This is a genomic window from Candidatus Pelagibacter sp. HIMB1521 (genome assembly GCF_052047875.1).
In the GTDB taxonomy this organism is placed as follows: Bacteria; Pseudomonadota; Alphaproteobacteria; order Pelagibacterales; family Pelagibacteraceae; genus Pelagibacter.
The window spans coordinates 32573-50378 of sequence record NZ_JBNAIZ010000011.1 but is presented as its reverse complement, the minus strand read 5'-3'; the positions used below and the strand labels follow the sequence as shown (position 1 = coordinate 50378).

Genomic DNA, 17806 nt, shown 5'->3' with positions numbered 1-17806 from the left:
TATGGAAAATAACAAAGACAAAAAAACAGACGATATTTTAGAAAAGTTAGTTCATATCAACAGAATTACAAAAGTTGTAAAAGGTGGAAGAAGATTTGGTTTTTCAGCTCTTGTAGTGGTAGGGAATCAGGCTGGAAAAATTGGAATAGCACACGCGAAAGCAAAACAAGTTCCAGATGCAATTAAAAAAGCTAATGAAATGGCGAGAAGAAAATTAACACATATACCTTTGAGAGAAGGAAGAACAATTCATCATGATGTAAAAGCTAAAGATGGCTCTGGTAGAATAGTTTTAAGAGCAGCATCAAAAGGTACAGGTATTATTGCAGGTGGTCCAGTTAGAGCAGTATGCGAGGTATTGGGTGTAAAAGATATTGTTGCTAAATCAATGGGCACATCAAATGCACACAATGTGATTAGAGCTACTATGAAAGCTTTAATGAAACAAAATTCACCAAAACAAATTTCAGCAATAAGAAATAAAAAAATATCAGAAATTATTGAAAAAAGAGGATAATGATTACATTAAATACAAGACAGAAAATTAATAAACCTAAAATTAGAGTAGGAAGAGGTATTGGTTCTGGAAAAGGTAAGACATCTGGGAGAGGTGTTAAAGGTCAAAAATCTAGATCTGGTGTTGCAATAAAAAGTTTTGAAGGTGGTCAAATGCCTTTATACAGAAGATTACCTAAAAGAGGTTTTAATCCAATTTCAAGAGAAAACATTGCAATTTTAAACTTGGAAAAAATTCAGTCTTATATTGATAAAAAAAATATTAATCCAAATGAAGTGCTTAATTCTTCATCTCTAAAAAAATTAAAATTAATAAACAAAAACTCAACAAAATTAAAAATATTAGGTACTGGAGAGTTAAAAGATAAAATTAATATTGAGGCTGACTTGGCATCAAAATCAGCAATAGAAAAACTAGAAAAAATTGGTGGATCTATTCAATTAAAAAAATAATTTGTTTAAATGAGCGCATCATCTTCAACAAATGATCTAAGAAATAGAATAATTTTTACCATAGCAATCCTTGCGGTATATAGATTTGGTACGTTTGTTCCTTTACCAGGAATTGACCCAGAACAATTAAAAATCATGATGGACGGTAATCAAAAAGGGTTACTTGGCATGTTCAATGTTTTTGCTGGCGGTGCCGTCAGTAGAATGGCAATTTTTGCTCTTGGTATAATGCCATACATATCATCAGCTATTATAGTTCAGTTGTTAACAGGGGTTTCTGATTATTTTAAGAATTTAAAGGCTCAGGGAGAAACTGGCAGAGCAAAGATTACTCAAATTACAAGATATGGAACAGTTCTACTCGCTACAGTTCAAGGTTATGGTTTATCGGTAGGTTTAGAGTCTTCTGCCGATTTAGTAATTAATCCAGGAGCATTTTTTAAAATTACAACAGTAACAACTATCGTTGCTGGTACAATTTTTCTTATGTGGTTAGGAGAACAAATCACTCAAAGAGGAATTGGAAATGGAATTTCTTTAATTATTTTTGCAGGTATCGTTGCTGAAATACCTAGAGCTTTAGTTACAACTTTTGAATTAGGTAGAACAGGTGCCGTATCAACTTTCATGATCTTAGCAATTTTTGTTCTTTTAATATTAACTATTTTATTTGTTGTTTTTATGGAGAGAGCTTTAAGAAAAATTCTTATCAATTATCCTAAAAGACAAATGGGAAACAAAATGTACGGTGGAGAGTCTTCTCATTTGCCACTGAAAATTAATCAAGCAGGAGTAATACCAGCAATTTTTGCCTCTGCTTTATTATTGTTACCAGTTACTTTTTCTAATTTTTCTTTTTCGAACAATGAAACTTTTTTAAATTTAAGTTCTTATTTCACTCAAGGTCAGCCTTTGTACATGTTGCTATATGCATCTGGTATAATATTTTTCACATTTTTCTATACTTCAATTACATTTAACCCAACTGAAACTGCAGAAAACTTAAGAAAATATGGTGGCTTTGTACCAGGAATTAGACCTGGTGAAAGTACAGCATTATATATTGAAAATATTTTAACTAAACTTACTACAATAGGTGCTCTATATTTGACACTTGTATGTTTAATGCCAGAATTTTTAATAGCTAATTACCCAATTCCTTTTTATTTGGGTGGTGCATCTATTCTTATTGTTGTTGTTGTAGCCATTGATACTGTAACTCAAATTCAAACAAGATTAATGAGTTCTCAATACGAACAATTAATTAAGAAAACCAAATTTGGAAAGTAAGTGAATATAGTTTTGTTTGGACCGCCTGGTGCTGGTAAAGGTACTCAAGCTAAATATTTAGTAAAGAAATTAAATTCCTTTCAAATCTCAACTGGTGAACTTTTAAGAGAAGAAATATATAAAAATTCAGACATTGGTAAGACAATAACTAATGACATGAAAAATGGTAAATTTGTAAGTGATGAAATTGTAAATAAACTTATTGAAAATTTAGTATCTGACCCTCAAAAAAAAAATAGATTAATATTTGATGGATACCCTAGATCTTTGAGCCAAGCTAAAAATTTAGATATCTTACTCGAGGCATCAAATCAAAAAATAGATTTAATTTTGTATCTTAAAGTTGATAAAGATACAGTGGTAAAAAGACTAGAGAAAAGAAAAATTATTGAAAATAGATCAGACGATGAAACAAGTACTATTCTAAAACGTTTTGATACATACATGAACACAACAGAGCCAGTGCTTAATTACTACTCAGAGAATCCTAAATTTAAGGAAATTGATGGAAGCTTAGAAATAGACGAAATAACAAGGAAAATAGACACTTTTATAAATGTTTAAGACGTTGACTTTGATTAATCTTCTTATATAAAAGGCACAATTTATCACAAAAATTATGGCTCGTATCGCAGGTATAAACATTCCACAAAATAAACTTGTCCACATTGGACTGACATATATTTATGGAATTGGAGATAAATTCTCACAACAAATTTGTTCTTCTCTAGAAATTCCAAGAGCCAAAAGAGTGAATGAGTTAACTGATGATGAAATTTTAAAAATAAGAGAATATATCGATCAAAATTTTAAAGTCGAAGGAGATCTTAGAAGAGATTATTCTTTAAGTATTAAAAGATTGATAGATCTTGCATGTTACAGAGGAACAAGACATAGAAAAAAATTACCTGTAAGAGGTCAAAGAACAAGATGTAATGCAAGAACAAGAAAAGGAAAAGCAATCGCTATTGCAGGGAAGAAATTAACACCAACTAAAAAATAATAATGGCAAAAACAGAAAAAACTGACAATAAAGATCAGAAGGTAGAAAAATCTTCTAAAAAAAGTGCAAAGAGCTCTTATTCAAAAAAGAAAAAGATTAAAAAGAATATTTTAAATGGAATTGCTTATGTGCAGTCAACATTTAATAACACAATAATTTCAATTGCTGATACAAATGGAAATGTAATATCCTGGGCATCTGCTGGACAGAAAGGATTTAAAGGATCAAGAAAATCTACACCTTATGCAGCTCAAATAGCAGCGGACTCCGCAGCATCAAAAGCATTAGAGTATGGAATGAAAACTTTATCTGTTGAAGTAAAAGGGCCTGGTTCAGGAAGAGAAACAGCATTAAGAGCTTTACAAGCAAGAGGTTTTAAAATTTTGTCAATTAAAGACACAACACCGATGCCTCATAACGGAACTAGACCACCAAAAAAAAGGAGAGTTTAATGGAAGTAGAAAACGTTAATGTTAAAAATTGGAAATCTTTGATTAAACCATCTAAATTAGATGTTCAAATTAGTGATGACTTAACACATGCTAAGATTATAGCTGAGCCTTTAGAAAAAGGTTACGGATTAACTTTAGGAAACTCCTTAAGAAGAATTTTGCTTTCTTCAATCAGAGGAGCTGCAGTTACTTCGATACAAATAGATGGTGTTCTACATGAATTTACATCAATTAAAGGTGTAAGAGAAGATGTAACGGACATAGTATTAAATGTTAAATCACTAGCTTTAAAATGTAATTCTGAAGGTACAAAAAAATTAGTTTTAGACGCAAAAGGTCCGGGTGAAATAAAAGCTTCAGACATTGCTCCTGTGACGGATGTAGAAATATTAAATCCTGAGTTAGTAATTTGTAACTTAGATGAAAACACTACTTTTCACATGGAAATGAATGTAAACACTGGAAAAGGTTATGTTCCAGCTGAGCTAAATAAACCAGAGGAGCCACCGCTAGGTTTAATTGCCATTGACTCTTTGTATAGTCCAGTAAAAAAAGTTTCTTATTCTGTTAGCACAGCAAGAGAAGGTAAAGCTCTTGATTATGATAAATTAACAATGGAAGTAGAAACTAATGGATCAATTTCTGCAGAAGATGCTGTAGCGTATTCTGCAAGGATTTTTCAAGACCAGCTGAAAATGTTTGTTAATTTTGATGAGCCAGTTGAAGCTCCAATAAAAGAAGTTTCATCTGAACCTGAGTTTAACAAGAATTTATTAAGAAAAGTTGATGAACTAGAGTTATCTGTTAGATCAATGAATTGTTTAAAAAACGACAACATAATTTATATCGGAGATTTAGTTCAAAAATCTGAGGGTGAAATGTTAAGAACACCAAATTTTGGTAGAAAATCTTTAAATGAGATTAAAGAAGTGTTAACTGGAATGTCTCTGTATTTAGGTATGGAAATACCTAACTGGCCACCAGATAATATTGCAGAAATGTCTAAAAAATTAGAGGAAGCAATTTAATGAGACACGGCTTAGCCAACAAAAAGTTAAATAGAACTTCTGAGCATAGAAAAGCCCTGTTAAAGAATATGTTAAATTCTTTAATAAAATATGAACAGATTAAAACTACATTGCCAAAAGCTAAGTTTTTAAGACCTCAAGCTGATAAAATTATTACTTTAGGTAAAAAAGATACATTGCAAACAACTAAGATGCTCGTGTCTCAACTCCAAGATATTAAATCGGCTAATAAAGTAAAAAAAACACTTTCTAAAAGATATTCAAATAGAAAAGGTGGCTATACTAGAATTATTAAAGCGGGTTTTAGATATGGTGATAATGCTCCGATGGCAATTATAGAATTTGTAGATAGAGATGTTGAAGCCAAAAGAGTAGATAAGAAGAAAAAAGATACGTCAAAAGAAGCTCCAAAAACAGAAGAAAATAAACAAGCTACAGCTTAAATCTTAAGTCATGAACAAGTCATACATCGTTGATTCGACGTGTAATGATATGCGTATTGATAGATGGATGAGATTAAATATTGGAAAAATACCTCAAGGTTTAATTGAAAAATATCTTAGGACAGGAAAAATTAAAATTAATAAAAAAAAAGTTAAAAGTTCTCACAAAATAAAAAAAGGAGATCAGATAAATATATTTAATATTGAATTTAAAGAAAGGGTAGAACAAAAAAAAATAAAATTTTTACCAACTAAAGAAATAATAAAATCAAACGAAGATCAAATAATTGATGATAACGATAATTTTGTTGTATTAAATAAAGCATCTGGAATATCAGTACAGGGTGGTACAAAATCTAAAAAAAACTTAGTTGATATTTTTGCTAAGAGTGAAATTTTTAAAGGAACAAAACCTTATTCTGTTCATAGATTAGACAAAGATACATCTGGTGTATTTATAATGGCGAAAAATAGAGAGAGCGCACAGTTACTAACGTCATTATTTAGATTAAGAAAAGTACATAAAACTTATCTTGCCATATGCCAAGGAGAAATAAATAAAAACACAGGCGTTTGGGATGATGACTTAATAAGATATGATGGAGATAAAAAGTTAGTAGAAAAAGCAAAAACTATATTCAAGGTAATAGATAAAAATTCTGAAGCATCTTTATTGGAGTTAAAACCAATAACTGGAAGAAAACATCAGTTACGTAAACAACTTTTTGCAATCGGAAATCCTATATTTGGTGACACGAAATACAAACTGTCTAAGTCAGACAAAGGTATAAATAAAAATCTTATGCTGCACTCGTATCAAATTAAATTTAAAATTAATGATATGAAGTATACTTATTCAGCTTTATTACCAGAATATTTTAAAAAGTTGCTTAAATCAAAAAGACTTAGATTTTCAAATTTAAAATAAAATTTTCAATAATTTCATTATTCAAGTTAGAGTAATCTTGTTTTGAAATTTTTTTTAAATTTGTAACACCTTTATCGGAAATTCCACAAGGTACTATTTTTTTATAATTTTCTAAGTTGTTATCCACATTTATTGCAAATCCATGATATGCAATCCATTTTCTTACTCTAATGCCTATTGCAGCAATTTTTTGAATTTCATTTTTGTCTTTATACCATATTCCAATATTTTCATTATCAGGAAATGTTTCAATATTATATTTTTTTAAACTTTGAATAATTGTATTTTCAATAGTTGTAATAAATTTTCTAATGTCTTTTTTTTCTCTTAGATCAATTACAAAATAACAAATTAATTGACCCGGACCATGATAAGTAATTTTTCCACCTCTGTTTGTCTTTAGCAGATCAATTGATTTATCAATAATTTCATTTTCTTTATAAGATGTACCTGCAGTAAAAATTTCAGGATGCTCTAAAATCCAAATTAATTCTTTTTCTTTATTAGCTGTAATATTTTTTAATCTAGACTCTAATAAATCAATTGCCTCAAAATAATTTACCGGTTTTATTGACTTTTTGATCTCTATATCCATTTAAAATTTGTAATATTTTAATTATGTATTAATAGTGCACAACTAAATTATAGGTACATTTATGTCTTTAATTAAAAAAACTAAAGATAAAAAAGTAAATTTTGAATTCAATAAAGAATATTTGAGAGTTGTTACCTCTAAAATAGCTGACAATGATGCAAAATTTATTAATGACTCATTCAATGAAATGCACCCTGCTGATGCAGCAGACATAATTGAACACTTAAGTATTAGCGATAGAGAAAGTTTAATTAAACTAAATAATTTTAATATTGATGCAGAGGTTTTTGTAGAATTAAATGAGTCTATACAAACTGAAATAATTAAATATTTATCTTCAGATTCAATTGTAACTATTCTTACCAACTTAGAATCAGATGATGCTATTTCGATTTTAGAAAATGTACCTGAAGATGACAAGAATACTATATTAAGCTCATTACCGCCTAAAGACAGATTTGCTCTGTTAGAAAGTTTGAGTTATCCAGAAGATACTGCTGCTAGACTTATGCAGCGTGAGTTTACAGCTATACCAAGCAACTGGTCTGTAGGTCAAACAATTGACTATTTAAGAGAAAACAAAGATTTGCCCGAAGAATTTTTGGAAATTTTTATTGTTAATGAAGAATTTAAACCTATTGGAACAGTTCCATCATCAAGAGTACTTACTTCACCAAGAGACACAAAAATGGCAAGTATCATGTCAGAGTCTCAACTATTAGTTCCTGTTGACATGGACAAAGAAGAGGTGGCTAATCTATTTGAAAATTATAATCTAAATTCAGCAGCCGTAATTGATAAAAATAATAAATTGGTAGGAATGATTATGAACGATGATGTTCTTACAGTCCTAAAAGAAGAGGCGGAAGAAGATGCATTGAGGCTTGCAGGTGTAGGTGATGAGGAAATTACCGATGGTGTTGTTACAAAAACTAAAAGAAGATTTAATTGGCTTTTATTGAATTTATTTACAGCCTTTTTAGCAACTTGGTGTATTAGCTTGTTTGGAGCAACTATTGAACAAATGGTTGTTCTTGCTTTCCTGATGCCAATTGTTGCTTCAATGGGTGGAAATGCAGGAATGCAAACATTAGCTGTTACAGTCAGAACAATTGCTACAAATGACTTAACTCAAAATAATTTTTCATCAAATGTTTTTAAAGAATTTTCAATTGGTATATTAAATGGAATTATATTTGCTGCCATAAGTGCTTTAATAGTTCAAATTTGGTTTCAAGATAGTATTCTTTCAATAATCATTTCAATATCAATGGTACTTACTATGATTATAGCTGGACTGTTTGGTATACTTATTCCTTTTACTTTAAAAAAAATGAATATTGATCCCGCAATTGCATCAAGTGTTTTTGTTACCACCATTACTGATGTTATAGGTTTTGTCTCATTTTTAGGTGTTGGGGCTTACTTTCTCTAAAAATTATCAATCAATCTTACGTTATCAATATAATAAGCAACAAATAAACGTGAGCCTTTAATAGTATTTGATATTTTAAGATTTTTAATTGATCTTAATTCTAAGTATTCAATATTAATTTTTAAAAATTTCTCAAAATATTTCATTTGAATTCTTAAATTTTGTTTTATTTGTTTACCATTTACTAAATTCCTTTTTAATTTAATTAGACTTTTACTTAAAAAACTTGCTTTTTTAATTCCATTTAAATCCAAATGATTATTTCTTGAAGACAACGCTATTTTGCTTTTATTTCTAATGGTTTTGCATGGAATAATAGAAGTTTTATATTTATTTTTCAGATAATTTTTTATTAAGTAATATTGTTGATAATCTTTTTTCCCCATAAATATTTTTTTTGGATTTACTAAACTAGTTAATCTTCCCATTACATCTAGTACTCCTTCAAAATGACCTTTTCTATATTTAGCGCATAAAATTTTGTCTTTATTTGCGATTTTTATGTTTGATTTTTTATTATGATTGTAGATATCTTTGAATTTTGGAATGTATAAGAAATCTACCTTTTTAGTTTTTTTTAAAATTTTAATATCCTCTTTAATATTTGTAGGATAATTCTTGAAATCTTTTTTATTGTTAAATTGTTTGGGGTTAACGAAAATACTTACTATTGTCTTTTTGCAAGTTCGATTTGATCTTTCTATAAGTGATAAATGACCCTCATGTATACTCCCCATTGTGGGAACAAAGCCAATATCATTAAATGGCCTTAAAGCTTTTAATAATGAATTATTATTTAATATAATTTTCATTTGTATTAGAAATTTAGATAAGTAAAACATTTATATGATTAAACAAGCAATTATTCCTCTAGCAGGTCAAGGAACTAGACTTTTACCTTTAACAAGTGTTTTTGCAAAAGAACTACTCCCAATAAATGGAAAACCAGGAATTGAATATATTTTAGATGAATGCATTGAGGCTGGAATTAATGAAGTTATTTTCATCATATCAAATAAAAAAAAGATGATAAAAAATTATTTCTACAGTGATAATTTTTACAAAAAAATTATAAAAAAGAAAAAAGATCCAAGAATAATTGATGAATATAAAAAAATATTAAAATATAAAAAAATAATAAAATTTGTATATCAAAATATACCAAAAGGAACAGGTGACGCTGTATTTAAAACAAGAAAATATATTAAAGATAAATATTTTTTAATGTTGCTACCAGATGATTTGATAATAAAAAAAAACTGCTCTAAAGATATGATTAAACTACATCATAAACATAAATCTTCAGTAATGGCTAGTATGAAAGTTAATTCTAAAACAGTTTCAAGATGGGGCATCTATAGTTTAAATAAAAAAATTTCCAAAAATGATTATTTTATTGATGATGTAGTTGAAAAACCTTCAATTAAAAATGCCCCTTCAAATAAAGCAGTAATAGGAAGATACATTCTTCCTAAAACCATATTTAATAAATTAGCCAAGCAAAAACCTGGTAATAGTGGTGAAATACATATAACAGATGCTATTCAAACTTTAATAAAAGAAGGTGAAAAATTTATTGCTCATAATTTTTCAGGTAAATATTTAGATTGTGGCACAATGCAAGGATTTATTAATTCTAATAAAGAAATAGGAAAACTATGAAACTTTGTATGATAGGTACTGGTTACGTTGGTTTGGTTAGTGGCGTTTGTTTTTCAGATTTAGGTAATGATGTTATTTGTGTAGATAAAGATGATAATAAAATTAATAATTTAAAAAATGGCAAAATACCAATTTACGAGCCAGGTTTAGAAGAATTAGTCAAAAAAAATTTAAAGAATAATAGATTAAATTTTTCAACAAATTTAAAAGAATCTGTAAGAAAATCTGACATAATTTTTATATGCGTAGGAACACCAACTAAAAAAAATAGTAACAGTGCTGACCTTTCTCAAGTTTATTCAGTTGGAAAAGAAATATCTAAATCAATTAATAAATTTAAAATAATTATAACAAAGTCAACTGTTCCTGTTACAACAGGTGATGAACTGGAAAATATTATATCAAAAAAAGTAAATAAAAAATTGTTTTCAGTCGTTTCTAATCCTGAATTTTTAAGAGAAGGTGAGGCAATTAGAGATTTTATTTATCCTGATAGAGTTGTGGTTGGTTCAAATGAAGAAAAATCAAAAAAAATACTAAGAAATTTATATTCTCCATTAATTTCTAAAGGTGCAAAATATGTTTCTACAAATAGACGAGCCGCTGAGTTAATTAAATATGCTTCTAATGCTTTTTTAGCAACTAAAATTACATTTATAAATGAAATTGCTAATTTATGTGAAAAAACAGGTATCGATGTTGAAGACATATCAATAGGAATTGGACTTGATAACAGAATAGGAAGTAGATTTTTAAGAGCGGGTCCTGCATATGGAGGCTCTTGTTTTCCAAAAGATACCAAAGCTATTGTATCTACAGCTGATAAATTTAAATCTAATTTATCTGTAATTAAAAGTGTTATTAAATCTAATCAGAATAGATCAGATTTATTACTTAAAAGGCTTCATTCAATAATTAAAAAATTTAATAATAAAAACGTTTCATTTTTGGGAGTTACATTTAAAGCAAACACTGATGATATGAGAGACTCCTCAAGTTTAAAAATAATTCCTTATCTATCCAAAAAGGGAGCAAAGATTAAATATTATGATCCCACTGGTTCCAAAAAAGAATTCAACAATCTAAAAAATGTTGAATATGCTAATTCAATACAAAACTGTATTTCTGGTTCAGACATTATAATTATTCATACAGAATGGAATGATTTTAAATCAATTAATTTTAGAAAACTTTCTAAGAATAAAAAACTTATTATTTATGATATGAGAAATATATTCTCACCAACTAAAATAGAGAAACTAGGTATAAAATATTTTGGTATTGGAAGATAGTTTAATTTAATTCAAATATAGCATCAACTTCTACAGAAACACCAAGTGGCAGACTATTGGTACTTACCGCAGCTCTTGTGTGCATGCCAGCATCTCCAAATATTGATGCAATTAAATCTGAAGCTCCATTAATTACTTTTGGTTGTTCAGTAAAGTCATTTGTTGAATTAACAAATCCAGTTAATTTGATACATGATTTTATTTTAGACAAATCTCCATCACAAGCAGCTTTTGCTTGAGCAACTAAACTTAATCCACATCTTTTTGCAGCTTCATAACCTTGTTCTGTACTTAAATCTTTTCCAACTTTTCCCTTAATTAATTCTCCATTTTCATTAATCGAAATTTGACCAGAAATAAAAAGTAAATTTCCAGATTTTTTTGTTGCTACATAAGATCCAACAGGAGGCTTCGCCTCTGGAAGTTCTATTTTTAATTCTTCTATTTTTTTATCAAAATTCATTAATTATTCTTTTTCTTTAATCTTATTTTTAACTTTATCTCCAATTTCCACAAGATTTTCTTTCAGTTCTTTGGCTTTTTTAGATGTCCCTTCTTTTAGTTCTTGAGTTTTTTTTGATGTTCCATCCTTTAATTCTTTAGCTTTTTTTGAACTCACTTCTTTTAATTTTTTTGCATTACATTCTATGTACTCTTTTGATAATTTTTTAAATTCATTACATTTATTTTCTTCTGCAAATGAAAAGGTACTTTTGAAATAAAAAACAATGAAAATAATAAATAATTTTTTCATTTTTTCTTTTTATTTTTGCCTTTTTTGTTTTTGTCGTATTCTCTTCTTTTTTCAATTAAGATTAAAGCTTCTTCCATTGTAAGCTCTGTTGGATCTTTTTCTTCAGGTATTGTTGCATTTAAAGATTTATATTTAATATAAGGACCATATTGTCCCTTCATAACTCTAACTGGTTTTTTATCTTCTGGGTGTTCTCCTAAATCCTTAATAATTGAAGAAGACATTCTTCCTGGTTTCGCTTCAGCAATAAGAGTAATTGCACGATTTAATCCTATAGAGAAAATTTCATCAATATTCTCTATTCTAGCAGATTTATTTTCACATTTTAAATAAGGACCAAATCTTCCGGTATTTAAAATGATTTCTTTTTGATTATCAGGATTAACCCCAATTGATTTTGGTAGAGAACATAAAAACTGAGCTTTTTCTAAGTCTATACTTTCTAACTCTAAACCTTTTGGTATAGAAACATTTTTAATTAATTCATTAACATCTGGTTTAGATTTTTTGGTTTTTTTCTTTTTTTTAGTTTTTGGCTCCTCTAATTCCTCTTCCTTAAGTTTTTCATATTGCAGATAGGGGCCAAACCTTCCATTTTTCAAATATATATCATTACCATTTTCATGTTTTCCTAAAAATTTAGGTTCTGCTAACTGCGATTGAGCTGCTGCTTTTGCTTTAGACAAGGGTCTAGTGAATTTACACTCTGGATAATTTGAACATCCAATAAAAGCTCCACCTCTAAAACTATTTTTAAGACTTAGTGAACCTGTATCACACAGCTGGCACTTTCGAACAATATTTCCATCTTTATCAGTATCAAAAATTAAAGCACCTAAACTTTCATTTAAAAGATCTAAAACTTCTCTAGTTCTTTTCTCTTTAACCTCAGAAACGTTATTATTAAAATCTTTCCAAAACATCTCTAAAACTTTTATCCAGCTTTCTTTACCAGATGTAATTTCATCTAATTGATCTTCCAAACCTGCAGTAAAGTTATAATCAACATATTTAGAAAACAATTTTTCTAAAAAGGCAGAGATAAGTTTGCCACGATCTGTTGGAAAAAACCTTTTATTTACTATTTCTGCATAACCTCGATTAGCTATTGTGGAAATTATACTTGCATAAGTAGAAGGTCTACCGATTCCCAATTCTTCTAATTTTTTTACTAAACTTGCTTCAGAATATCTTGGAGGTGGCTGTGTAAAATGTTGTTCATCCATTAATGCTTCAATATTAATTGGCCCTTTAGACATTTCTGGTAAAATTTCTTCATCATCATCTTTACTTGTATTTGAGTAAACTTTTAAAAAACCATCAAATTTAAGTACAGAGCCACTTGCCTTACATATTATTTGATTATCTTCAGATTCTATTGTTATGGTATTTCTATCAAATTGGGCAACTTCCATTTGTGAGGACAAAGCTCTGGACCAAATTAAATTGTATAGTTTTTGTTGATCATTGCTTAAATATTTTTTTAAAGTGTCTGGTGTTCTATTTATATCTGTCGGCCTAATAGCTTCATGGGCTTCTTGTGCGTTCTTAGCTTTTTTACCGGAATAATTATTTGCAGATGCAGGCAAATATTCATTACCATACTCACTTTTAATAAAATTTCTAAAATCATTTACTGCATCAGCTGATAAGTTAGTTCCATCAGTTCTCATATAAGTAATCAATCCAACAGTATCTCCATCAATCTCAACACCTTGATATAATTTTTGTGCAATTTGCATTGTTCTTGAAGCTCCAAAACCTAATCTACTAGATGCAACTTGTTGTAATGTTGAGGTTGTAAATGGACCAGAGGGGTTTCTTTTTACAACTTTTGATGAAATATCTGTTATTTGAAATTTTTTCTCTTTTATTTCTTTGATTGCTTTTTCAATGCTATTCTTGTCTCTAAAAGTAAATTTTTCTATTTTGTTACCATTTAATTGTGAGATGCTTGCAGTAATAGTGTTTTTATTATCATCTCCGAATTTAAGAGTAAGTGTCCAAAATTCCTCAGGATTAAATAATTCTATTTCATGCTCTCTTTCAGTGATTAATTTTAAAGCTACAGACTGAACTCTTCCAGCTGATTTTGACCCAGGTAGTTTAGTCCAAAGTATTGGAGAAATGTTAAAACCAACCAAGTAATCAAGAGCTCTTCTTGCCATATAAGCATCCACTAATAAAGGTTCGATTTGTCGTGGATTTTCAATACCATGAATTACGGCTTTTTTTGTTATCTCATTAAAAACAACTCTTTCAATTTCTTTATCTTTTAAAAGTTTTTTTTCATCAAGATATTCTTTAACATGCCATGCTATAGCTTCACCTTCACGGTCAGGGTCTGTTGCAAGTATTATTTTAGAGGATTCTTTTGCAACATCAGTTATTTCTTTTAAATATTTTTTTGAAAAACTATCAACTTCCCATTCCATTTTAAAATCGTGATCAGGATCAACCGATCCATTTTTTGATGGTAAATCTCTTATATGTCCATAACTTGCTAAAACAGTATAATCATCTCCAAGATATTTGTTTATAGTTTTAGCTTTTGCAGGACTTTCAACTATGACTAGATTCATAATTTAACAAACTACTTAAAAGTCTTTGATAGTCAAATTAATAAATTTTAGTCTTGTTTTCTTCTTTATTTATCAGTCGTTTAATATTTTCTCTATGAGTATAGAAAATTAAAATAAACATAATTCCAAAAAATAATTCATTTTCCATTGAATCAAAAAGTAATAAATAAATAGGAACTGAGAATGATCCAATCAGTGATGCTAATGATGAAAATTTAGAAATAAAAAAAGTTACTAGCCAACAAATTCCAAAAACTATTCCAAACATTATATTCATACTGCATAATATACCAACATAAGTTGCTACTCCCTTCCCACCTTTAAACTTTAACCAAACTGGAAAAACATGACCCAGAAAAGCACATAAAGCTGATACATAAATCAGATCAGGAAAATTTACCTTTACATATAAAACTGGAATAACTGCTTTAACTATATCAAGTATTAAAGTTGAATAACCAATAAATTTATTTCCTGTTCTTAGAGCATTTGTTGCACCAATGTTACCTGAACCAATATCTCGGATATCTTTTTTTAAAAAAATTTTAGTTAATATTAACCCAAAAGGTATAGAACCCATTAGGTATGAGATAATACCTATTGTTAATAATTCCATTTTTATATCTTAAATAATTCTTTACCTTTTACAAATGTATTGGTTACTTTTCCTTGAAGTTTTTTGTCCTCAATAGACGTATTTTTGGATTTAGAAATTAAATTTTCTTTTTTTACAATCCAAGGTTTATTTATATCAACTATACAAAAGTCAGCATCATTACCAATTGAAAGATTTCCTTTATTTATATTTAAAATTTTAGCTGGATTGGATGTTAGTGCCTGGATTATTGTTTCAAGTTTTACAGATCCATTATGAAATAGTTCTAAACTTAAAGACAATAAAGTTTCAATACCAGAAGCACCTGTTGCTGCTTGCGAAAATGTCAATCGTTTTGATTCTTCATCTTCAGGTTTATGATCTGAAACAATGACATCAATTGTTTTATCTTTTAATCCTTGGACTAAAGCCAATCTATCTTCTTCTTTTCTTAGTGGCGGAGATAATTTTAAAAATGTTTTAAAATCTCCAATATCATTTTCATTTAAGGAAAGGTTATTTATTGAAACTCCACAAGAAAATTTAATATCATTTTTCCTTTGTTTAATGATTTCTACTGATTTCCCTGATGATAGTTGAGATATGTGATATCGACACTTTACTTTTTCTAACAATGTTAAATCTCTCTCAATAATTATTCTCTCAGCCACATCTGGTATGCTTGACAATCCAAGTTTAGTAGCAATTATACCTGAATTTATCATACCGTTTTTTGCTAGCTCATAATCCTCAGCATGTTGCATTATTAGGCACCCTAAATCCTTTGCTGAATTCATTATTCTTGACATTAATCTAGTATTTTGAATTGTTTTTACACCATCTGTAAAAGCTACAATTCCTTTATTAGCTAATAATCCAAACTCTGTCATATTAGTTCCCTCTACATTTTGTGTTAGAGAAGCACATGGAAATATATTAATCTTAGATTTATCTCGTCCTCTTCGTTTTAAAAAATCTACAATTGAAACATTATCAATTACAGGATCTGTATTAGGCATTGTTACTACAGATGTTACTCCTCCAGATAGAGCTGCATTACTTAAAGTTCTAAAATTTTCTTTATATTCATAACCAGGTTCTCCAACAAATACTCTCATGTCGACTAAACCAGGGAATATATATTTTCCTTTTAAATCAATTGGTTTTTCTCTGGACGGTAAATTATTTGTATTTACTTTTTTTCCTATTGCTTCAATTTTACCTTCTTCTCCAACAATAAGTCCTCCATTTTCATTAATTGAATTTTGAGGATCAATTATATTTGCGTTAATAAAGTATTGTTTTTTCATTTATTCACAAAATATTTTTAAACAGGCCATCCTTACAGCAACTCCAAGTTCAACTTGCTCTTTGATTACACTTTTATTTATATCGTCTGCCAATCTAGTATCTATTTCGATACCTCTATTCATTGGGCCAGGATGCATTATTAATGCATCAGGTTTAGCATGATCTAATTTATCAGGTGTTAAACCGTAATATTCATAATACTCTCTATTTGATGACAAATAAGAACTTGTCATTCTCTCATTTTGTAATCTTAGCATCATTACAATGTCACAATCTTTCAATCCTTTTTTCATATCGGTAAAAGTATTAACACCAAACTTTTCAATTTCTTTTGGCATTAAATTTGTTGGGGCAACAATATTTACTTCAGCACCTAGCATTGTTAGTAAATAAATATTTGATCTTGCGACCCTGGAGTGAAGAATATCTCCACATATAGCAATTTTTAATCCTTCAATTTTTTTCTTTCTATTTCTTATTGTTAAAGCATCCAGTAATGCTTGAGTAGGGTGCTCACGCCTTCCATCACCTGCATTTAATACTACACAATTTACTTTCTGAGATAATAAATTGCATGCCCCAGAATCTTGATGTCTTATTACAATAATATCAGGGTGCATTGCATTCAGAGTCATTGCTGTATCAATTAAAGTTTCACCTTTTTTAATTGCTGAATTATTCATATTCATTGACATCACATCAGCACCGAGTCTTTTTCCAGCTAACTCAAATGAACTTTGTGTTCTTGTTGATGGTTCAAAAAATAGATTAATTTGAGTTTTGCCTCTAAGAACATCAATTTTCTTGTTCTTGCTCTGATTTAATTTAATAAAAGTTTCAGATTCATCTAAAATGTAGTTAATATCACTAACTGATAGATCTTGGATACCTAACAAATGTTTTTGAGAAATTTTAATAGCTTTGATGTTTTTTGCCATTAAAATTAACTCTATAACTATAAAGTCATTGAATGGCAAGGATTAATTATTTAGATAGTCTATGGCTCCCTGAAGAATAAAAGCTGCTGCGTTCTGATCTATATTCTTTTCTCTTTTAGATACATTAACATCTAATTGGCTTGATAAATTAAAAGCCCCAACAGTTGATAGCCTTTCATCCCAGAGACATACATCAACATCTATCTCTTTATCTATATTTTTAGATACATCATTGACTGACTGTGCTGAAGAGCCTGAAGATCCATCCATATTTAAAGGATAACCAATGATAATTGCCTTGATGTCATTCTCTTTAATAATGTTTTTTAACTCTTCAATTAATTCATTATTTTTTGATTTATGTATAGTTTTATAAGGGGTAGCAATTAATTGCTTTTCGTCACAAATTGATACACCAATTCTTTTTGAGCCCAAATCTAAACCTATCAAACGACATTTTTCTGACTGTTTTTTTTTAAATTCTTCTATTGTGATCATGTTGTATATTTTAAACTATAGTGATAGTTTG

Annotated in this window: 21 protein-coding genes; 12 read left to right on the top strand and 9 right to left on the bottom strand. The window is 28.7% G+C overall.

Annotation, left to right across the window (positions count from 1 at the left end):
- Nucleotide 1: 1 nt before the first annotated feature.
- The 9 genes from rpsE to ACTTA5_RS05605 are packed head-to-tail and all read left to right on the top strand — an operon-like array spanning nucleotide 2 to nucleotide 6113.
- Complete coding sequence (gene rpsE / locus ACTTA5_RS05645) at nucleotides 2–517, top strand: 30S ribosomal protein S5 (RefSeq protein ID WP_075506793.1); 516 nt, start codon at nucleotides 2–4, stop codon at nucleotides 515–517.
- Complete coding sequence (gene rplO, locus ACTTA5_RS05640) at nucleotides 517–969, top strand: 50S ribosomal protein L15 (RefSeq protein WP_075506792.1); 453 nt, start codon at nucleotides 517–519, stop codon at nucleotides 967–969. Before rpsE ends, rplO begins: the two co-directional genes overlap by 1 nt.
- A 9-nt stretch (nucleotides 970–978) precedes the next feature.
- Complete coding sequence (gene secY, locus ACTTA5_RS05635) at nucleotides 979–2259, top strand: preprotein translocase subunit SecY (protein WP_075506791.1); 1281 nt, start codon at nucleotides 979–981, stop codon at nucleotides 2257–2259.
- Nucleotides 2260–2823, top strand: a complete 564-nt coding sequence (locus tag ACTTA5_RS05630) for an adenylate kinase (protein ID WP_440648593.1) — start codon at nucleotides 2260–2262, stop codon at nucleotides 2821–2823. It abuts the gene before it with no gap.
- A gap of 55 nt (nucleotides 2824–2878) precedes the next feature.
- A complete protein-coding gene (gene rpsM, locus ACTTA5_RS05625; RefSeq protein WP_075506789.1) occupies nucleotides 2879–3262 on the top strand; it encodes a 30S ribosomal protein S13 in 384 nt (127 codons plus the stop codon).
- Between the two features lie 2 nt (nucleotides 3263–3264).
- Nucleotides 3265–3714 (top strand): 30S ribosomal protein S11, encoded by a 450-nt coding sequence (gene rpsK, locus ACTTA5_RS05620; protein ID WP_075506788.1) that lies wholly within the window; start codon nucleotides 3265–3267, stop codon nucleotides 3712–3714.
- The gene (locus ACTTA5_RS05615) at nucleotides 3714–4742 is read left to right on the top strand and encodes a DNA-directed RNA polymerase subunit alpha (protein WP_440648591.1); all 1029 of its coding nucleotides are present in this window, start codon (nucleotides 3714–3716) and stop codon (nucleotides 4740–4742) included. The genes rpsK and ACTTA5_RS05615 overlap by 1 nt, the downstream gene beginning before the upstream one ends.
- Complete coding sequence (rplQ, locus tag ACTTA5_RS05610; protein WP_262589113.1) at nucleotides 4742–5185, top strand: 50S ribosomal protein L17; 444 nt, start codon at nucleotides 4742–4744, stop codon at nucleotides 5183–5185. The genes ACTTA5_RS05615 and rplQ overlap by 1 nt, the downstream gene beginning before the upstream one ends.
- A gap of 10 nt (nucleotides 5186–5195) precedes the next feature.
- The gene (locus tag ACTTA5_RS05605; RefSeq protein WP_440648589.1) at nucleotides 5196–6113 is read left to right on the top strand and encodes an RluA family pseudouridine synthase; all 918 of its coding nucleotides are present in this window, start codon (nucleotides 5196–5198) and stop codon (nucleotides 6111–6113) included.
- Here ACTTA5_RS05605 and lipB read toward each other — a convergent pair.
- Nucleotides 6091–6708, bottom strand: a complete 618-nt coding sequence (gene lipB / locus ACTTA5_RS05600) for a lipoyl(octanoyl) transferase LipB (protein WP_440648587.1) — start codon at nucleotides 6706–6708, stop codon at nucleotides 6091–6093. The two genes, ACTTA5_RS05605 and lipB, sit on opposite strands and share 23 nt — an antisense overlap.
- Before the next feature lie 61 nt (nucleotides 6709–6769).
- Here lipB and mgtE point away from each other — a divergent pair, with 61 nt between their 5' ends.
- Nucleotides 6770–8143, top strand: a complete 1374-nt coding sequence (mgtE, locus tag ACTTA5_RS05595) for a magnesium transporter (RefSeq protein ID WP_440648585.1) — start codon at nucleotides 6770–6772, stop codon at nucleotides 8141–8143.
- Here the strand turns inward: mgtE and panC are convergent.
- On the bottom strand, nucleotides 8140–8955 hold the full coding sequence (gene panC, locus ACTTA5_RS05590; RefSeq protein WP_440648583.1) for a pantoate--beta-alanine ligase: 816 nt from the start codon (nucleotides 8953–8955) through the stop codon (nucleotides 8140–8142). The two genes, mgtE and panC, sit on opposite strands and share 4 nt — an antisense overlap.
- 34 nt (nucleotides 8956–8989) lie before the next feature.
- Here panC and ACTTA5_RS05585 point away from each other — a divergent pair, with 34 nt between their 5' ends.
- A complete protein-coding gene (locus tag ACTTA5_RS05585; RefSeq protein ID WP_440648581.1) occupies nucleotides 8990–9805 on the top strand; it encodes a sugar phosphate nucleotidyltransferase in 816 nt (271 codons plus the stop codon).
- Nucleotides 9802–11097, top strand: a complete 1296-nt coding sequence (locus ACTTA5_RS05580) for a UDP-glucose dehydrogenase family protein (RefSeq protein WP_440648579.1) — start codon at nucleotides 9802–9804, stop codon at nucleotides 11095–11097. The genes ACTTA5_RS05585 and ACTTA5_RS05580 overlap by 4 nt, the downstream gene beginning before the upstream one ends.
- A 1-nt stretch (nucleotide 11098) precedes the next feature.
- Here ACTTA5_RS05580 and ACTTA5_RS05575 read toward each other — a convergent pair whose 3' ends face one another.
- From ACTTA5_RS05575 to ruvX, 7 genes are read right to left on the bottom strand one after another with little or no spacing between them, the layout of a single operon-like run.
- Nucleotides 11099–11560, bottom strand: coding sequence for a RidA family protein (locus ACTTA5_RS05575; protein ID WP_440648577.1), 462 nt, complete (start codon nucleotides 11558–11560; stop codon nucleotides 11099–11101).
- Between the two features lie 3 nt (nucleotides 11561–11563).
- Nucleotides 11564–11851: a hypothetical protein gene (locus ACTTA5_RS05570; protein WP_440648575.1), complete on the bottom strand. Its 288-nt coding sequence runs from the start codon at nucleotides 11849–11851 to the stop codon at nucleotides 11564–11566.
- The gene (topA, locus tag ACTTA5_RS05565; protein ID WP_440648573.1) at nucleotides 11848–14433 is read right to left on the bottom strand and encodes a type I DNA topoisomerase; all 2586 of its coding nucleotides are present in this window, start codon (nucleotides 14431–14433) and stop codon (nucleotides 11848–11850) included. Before topA ends, ACTTA5_RS05570 begins: the two co-directional genes overlap by 4 nt.
- Nucleotides 14434–14470: 37 nt before the next feature.
- Complete coding sequence (gene plsY / locus ACTTA5_RS05560) at nucleotides 14471–15049, bottom strand: glycerol-3-phosphate 1-O-acyltransferase PlsY (protein ID WP_440648571.1); 579 nt, start codon at nucleotides 15047–15049, stop codon at nucleotides 14471–14473.
- Between the two features lie 2 nt (nucleotides 15050–15051).
- Entirely contained in the window at nucleotides 15052–16338 is a 1287-nt protein-coding gene (pyrC, locus tag ACTTA5_RS05555; protein ID WP_440648568.1) for a dihydroorotase, read from the bottom strand.
- The gene (locus ACTTA5_RS05550; protein ID WP_262589128.1) at nucleotides 16339–17277 is read right to left on the bottom strand and encodes an aspartate carbamoyltransferase catalytic subunit; all 939 of its coding nucleotides are present in this window, start codon (nucleotides 17275–17277) and stop codon (nucleotides 16339–16341) included.
- 42 nt (nucleotides 17278–17319) lie between these two features.
- Nucleotides 17320–17775 carry a Holliday junction resolvase RuvX gene (ruvX, locus tag ACTTA5_RS05545; protein ID WP_440648566.1) on the bottom strand — a complete coding sequence of 152 codons (456 nt, stop codon included), beginning with the start codon at nucleotides 17773–17775 and terminating at the stop codon, nucleotides 17320–17322.
- Nucleotides 17776–17806: the final 31 nt, after the last annotated feature.

What these genes read in the sequence shown, in the direction of transcription:
- rpsE (WP_075506793.1), top strand. Translation starts at nt 2, where the DNA reads ATGGAAAATAACAAAGACAAAAAAACAGACGATATTTTAGAAAAGTTA.
- rplO (WP_075506792.1), top strand. Translation starts at nt 517, where the DNA reads ATGATTACATTAAATACAAGACAGAAAATTAATAAACCTAAAATTAGA.
- secY (WP_075506791.1), top strand. Translation starts at nt 979, where the DNA reads ATGAGCGCATCATCTTCAACAAATGATCTAAGAAATAGAATAATTTTT.
- rpsM (WP_075506789.1), top strand. Translation starts at nt 2,879, where the DNA reads ATGGCTCGTATCGCAGGTATAAACATTCCACAAAATAAACTTGTCCAC.
- rpsK (WP_075506788.1), top strand. Translation starts at nt 3,265, where the DNA reads ATGGCAAAAACAGAAAAAACTGACAATAAAGATCAGAAGGTAGAAAAA.
- ACTTA5_RS05615 (WP_440648591.1), top strand. Translation starts at nt 3,714, where the DNA reads ATGGAAGTAGAAAACGTTAATGTTAAAAATTGGAAATCTTTGATTAAA.
- rplQ (WP_262589113.1), top strand. Translation starts at nt 4,742, where the DNA reads ATGAGACACGGCTTAGCCAACAAAAAGTTAAATAGAACTTCTGAGCAT.
- ACTTA5_RS05605 (WP_440648589.1), top strand. Translation starts at nt 5,196, where the DNA reads ATGAACAAGTCATACATCGTTGATTCGACGTGTAATGATATGCGTATT.
- lipB (WP_440648587.1), bottom strand. Translation starts at nt 6,708, where the DNA reads ATGGATATAGAGATCAAAAAGTCAATAAAACCGGTAAATTATTTTGAG.
- mgtE (WP_440648585.1), top strand. Translation starts at nt 6,770, where the DNA reads ATGTCTTTAATTAAAAAAACTAAAGATAAAAAAGTAAATTTTGAATTC.
- panC (WP_440648583.1), bottom strand. Translation starts at nt 8,955, where the DNA reads ATGAAAATTATATTAAATAATAATTCATTATTAAAAGCTTTAAGGCCA.
- ACTTA5_RS05585 (WP_440648581.1), top strand. Translation starts at nt 8,990, where the DNA reads ATGATTAAACAAGCAATTATTCCTCTAGCAGGTCAAGGAACTAGACTT.
- ACTTA5_RS05580 (WP_440648579.1), top strand. Translation starts at nt 9,802, where the DNA reads ATGAAACTTTGTATGATAGGTACTGGTTACGTTGGTTTGGTTAGTGGC.
- ACTTA5_RS05575 (WP_440648577.1), bottom strand. Translation starts at nt 11,560, where the DNA reads ATGAATTTTGATAAAAAAATAGAAGAATTAAAAATAGAACTTCCAGAG.
- ACTTA5_RS05570 (WP_440648575.1), bottom strand. Translation starts at nt 11,851, where the DNA reads ATGAAAAAATTATTTATTATTTTCATTGTTTTTTATTTCAAAAGTACC.
- topA (WP_440648573.1), bottom strand. Translation starts at nt 14,433, where the DNA reads ATGAATCTAGTCATAGTTGAAAGTCCTGCAAAAGCTAAAACTATAAAC.
- plsY (WP_440648571.1), bottom strand. Translation starts at nt 15,049, where the DNA reads ATGGAATTATTAACAATAGGTATTATCTCATACCTAATGGGTTCTATA.
- pyrC (WP_440648568.1), bottom strand. Translation starts at nt 16,338, where the DNA reads ATGAAAAAACAATACTTTATTAACGCAAATATAATTGATCCTCAAAAT.
- ACTTA5_RS05550 (WP_262589128.1), bottom strand. Translation starts at nt 17,277, where the DNA reads ATGGCAAAAAACATCAAAGCTATTAAAATTTCTCAAAAACATTTGTTA.
- ruvX (WP_440648566.1), bottom strand. Translation starts at nt 17,775, where the DNA reads ATGATCACAATAGAAGAATTTAAAAAAAAACAGTCAGAAAAATGTCGT.